Annotated in this window: 2 protein-coding genes, 1 pseudogene and 1 CRISPR repeat array; all 3 genes and pseudogenes read left to right on the top strand. The window is 60.7% G+C overall.

The window, feature by feature from the left end; all coding sequences use genetic code 11:
* Positions 1-53 precede the first annotated feature (53 nt).
* Positions 54-1,353: direct repeats of the CRISPR family, unit length 32 nt; unit sequence GTCGCGCCCCTCGCGGGCGCGTGGATTGAAAC.
* A 99-nt stretch (positions 1,354-1,452) separates the two neighbouring features.
* Positions 1,453-1,827: an IS66-like element accessory protein TnpA gene (gene tnpA, locus Q668_RS14415; protein ID WP_022990333.1), complete on the top strand. Its 375-nt coding sequence runs from the start codon at positions 1,453-1,455 to the stop codon at positions 1,825-1,827.
* On the top strand, positions 1,824-2,036 hold the full coding sequence (gene tnpB / locus Q668_RS16955; protein ID WP_022990332.1) for an IS66 family insertion sequence element accessory protein TnpB: 213 nt from the start codon (positions 1,824-1,826) through the stop codon (positions 2,034-2,036). Before tnpA ends, tnpB begins: the two co-directional genes overlap by 4 nt.
* Positions 1,997-3,448: pseudogene (tnpC, locus tag Q668_RS14410) on the top strand (IS66 family transposase); the annotation flags it as partial. The gene tnpB and the pseudogene tnpC, both read left to right, overlap by 40 nt.
* Positions 3,449-3,669 lie beyond the last annotated feature (221 nt).

Below are 3,669 nucleotides of genomic sequence, written 5' to 3'. Positions count from 1 at the left end.
CGGGCGCGTGGATTGAAACACACCAGGGCGCCTCAATGTCTGAGCACTCGATGGTCGCGCCCCTCGCGGGCGCGTGGATTGAAACACGTCTTCGTGTGCGCTCAGGGCGTGGTACCGGTAGTCGCGCCCCTCGCGGGCGCGTGGATTGAAACCGCAGTATCGGTATGCAGAGCCGGCCCGGATAATGGTCGCGCCCCTCGCGGGCGCGTGGATTGAAACTGAGACTTCTTCGCCGGCATCCTCTCCGGCGTCAAGTCGCGCCCCTCGCGGGCGCGTGGATTGAAACAGTTTTTTTGGCTTTGGATTTCTTGCGGTGCTGAAGTCGCGCCCCTCGCGGGCGCGTGGATTGAAACAGGAGATACGCGACGAGATTTCAGAGCGCAGCCTGTCGCGCCCCTCGCGGGCGCGTGGATTGAAACTTGCCCCGCGCTTGGTCGGCTTGCGCCTCTTTGAGTCGCGCCCCTCGCGGGCGCGTGGATTGAAACCGGTTGTACAGGTGGCGCCATGGGCGGTTGTCGTGTCGCGCCCCTCGCGGGCGCGTGGATTGAAACAGAAGTCGGGCTGCTGACCAAGGAAATGAACCGTCAGGTCGCGCCCCTCGCGGGCGCGTGGATTGAAACTACGATCAGTACGACCGCAACCCGCTGGCCTACGCCGGTCGCGCCCCTCGCGGGCGCGTGGATTGAAACGACGAGATCCCCCGCCAGGAGATTGCTTCCAACGTGTCGCGCCCCTCGCGGGCGCGTGGATTGAAACTTCGACAATACGCTGTGCTTCTGTGAACCGTACTTGTCGCGCCCCTCGCGGGCGCGTGGATTGAAACACTAAACCTGATCACGAAAAACGAAGTGCTGCAGTGTCGCGCCCCTCGCGGGCGCGTGGATTGAAACGCTCAGGATCGTGTCGTTGTCTGCCGGGTGTACCGGTCGCGCCCCTCGCGGGCGCGTGGATTGAAACTTCTGTCGGCAACCGCTCGCTGCACTTAATCCACCGTCGCGCCCCTCGCGGGCGCGTGGATTGAAACAGCTTCAGCCCAATCCCTCAAATGTTCCAGCCAGGTCGCGCCCCTCGCGGGCGCGTGGATTGAAACTGATTGAAGACTGCGTTGCCGGCCTGATGGATGAGGTCGCGCCCCTCGCGGGCGCGTGGATTGAAACAGACTTGAACCCGCCATGCACCGCCCCCTGAATGTCGCGCCCCTCGCGGGCGCGTGGATTGAAACTCGGCATACAGTTTGGTAAGCCTTACCGCTGCCGTCGCGCCCCTCGCGGGCGCGTGGATTGAAACGCCTTGCCGCGTCCGTCAAGCGAGATGTTCGCTAGTCGCGCCTCTCGCGGGCGCGTGGATTGAACCCCCCTGGTTGGAATGCTGTAACCGTCCGGTAAACCCATCTTGAGCCAGGCGCTGCGGCCGTCAGGATAGTGTCCACTTATTTTTAAGTGGACACTTAACATGACCAACATAAGCGTAACCAAGCCCTACCAAAAACGTCGTCGTTACTCTAAAGAGCTGAAGGCTCGTATCGTCGCCGAATGTTTGAAGCCCGGGGCGTCTGTTTCCCGGATTTCGCTGGATAACGGCCTCAACGCCAACATGGTCCGGCGCTGGATGAGCGAAGCGCGAAGAGCGGGTAAAACACCGGAAACACCTGGATTCGTTCCGGTCCGTCTGCCTGCAGTGGCCTCTGCACCGAGCAACGAATCCGTTTCAGACAAGCGTAGCACCATCCGCATTGAGATTCCCCGCGCCGGTGGTGCGGTTGTGGTGGAGTGGCCTGCGGAGCAAGCTCATCAGTGTGCGGCTTTGCTTCGGGATCTGTTGGGATGATCCGCATTGATGAGATCTGGCTGGCCACCGAACCGCTGGATATGCGGGCCGGACCCGACAAGGCCCTGGCGCGGGTTATTCAGGTATTCGGTTCGGCTAAACCCCATTGCGCCTACCTGTTCGCCAACAAGCGAGGCAATCGGATGAAGGTGCTGATCCATGATGGGAGCGGGAGTTGGTGCGCCGCAATGCCATCATCGAGAAGCTGACTCACGAAGTGGCCATCCTCAAGCGCCACAAGTATGCCCGGCGCAGCGAACAACTCAATGCGGTTCAGGGAAAGCTGCTAGATGAGCTGATCGACAGTGACCTGGCGGCCATCGAAGCCGAGCTTGAACAGGTGATGACCGAGGAGCAGAAAGCTGCCCGGCCAAAGCAAAAACCCAAGCGGACCCCACTGCCACCGGAACTGCCCCGCACCCTGATCCACCACGAACCGGACAATACCCAATGCCAGTGTGGCTGCCAGCTCAAGCGTATTGGCGAGGACGTCAGTGAGAAGCTCGACTACGTACCAGGCGAGTTCACGGTGGAGCGCCATATCCGGGGCAAATGGGCCTGCGACAAATGCGAAACCCTGATCCAGGCACCGGTACCCCCGCAAGTGATCGACAAGGGCATCCCCACCGCCGGTCTGCTGGCTCAGGTCCTGGTGGCCAAGTATGCGGACCACCTGCCACTGTACCGTCAGGAACGCATCTTCGGCCGCGCCGGCCTCGAAATCCCACGTTCGACACTCGCCGAATGGGTGGGTGCCTGCGGTGTGCAGTTGCAACCCCTGGCGGATGCGCTGAGAAACACCTTGCTGGAACACGGCGTTCTGCACGCCGATGAAACCCCGGTCAGCATGCTGGCCCCGGGCAAGAAGAAAACCCACAAGGCCTACGTCTGGGCTTATTGCGCCACGCCATTCTCGGACCTGAAAGTCACCGTTTACGACTTCGCACCCAGCCGGGCGGGTGAACACGCCCGCACCTTCCTGGGTGACTGGCAGGGCAAACTGGTGTGTGACGACTACGCCGGCTACAAGGCCGGGTTCGGCAACGGCATCATTGAAATCGGCTGTATGGCCCACGCCCGGCGCAAGTTCTATGACCTTCACGAAGCCAACAAGAGCGAACTGGCGGCCAAAGCCCTGGAATACATCGGCGGACTGTACGAGACCGAACGGGAAACCAAAGACCTGCCGCCGGATAAGCGCCGGGAAATCCGACAAACCAGAACCAAACCACTTGCTGACGCACTGCATCAGTGGATGCTGTCGCATCGACAGAAGGTGCCGGATGGTTCCGGAACGGCCAAAGCCCTGGATTACAGCCTCAAACGCTGGGAAGCGCTGACGCGCTACCTGGACGATGGTGCTGTGCCCATCGACAACAACTGGGTGGAAAACCAGATCCGCCCCTGGGCGCTGGGGCGCAGCAACTGGCTGTTCGCGGGATCACTACGCAGTGGTCAACGTGCGGCTGCGGTGATGACCCTGATCCAGTCTGCCAAGCTGAACGGTCATGATCCCTATGCCTATCTGAAGGATGTGCTGACCCGCCTGCCGACGCAGAAGAACAACGCCATCGACGAGCTATTGCCCCACAACCCACAACTGGAAGCCGGCTACGCCTGACAAGGTGTGATGGCCGGACGCTTACGATCGATGCAGCTACAGGTGGGGTTCTGCTTCGGCTGAGCCCTATCGGGTGGCACGTTCCAAAATGGAACATGCCACTTTTCCGTTCAGGTCTCCGCTTTCAATATGTTGTTAGGTACTTGGGTATTGCCCGGTGCTGTATTCCAAACAACTCCTTCACGTACTATTGTGACTATTGAGGTGGACCCCATCAGTTG

Source organism: Marinobacter sp. ES-1, from assembly GCF_000475255.1.
Taxonomy (GTDB): Bacteria; Pseudomonadota; Gammaproteobacteria; order Pseudomonadales; family Oleiphilaceae; genus Marinobacter; species Marinobacter vinifirmus.
The sequence above is the reverse complement of the archived record's forward strand: the minus strand, read 5'-3'. Positions and strand labels throughout refer to the sequence as shown.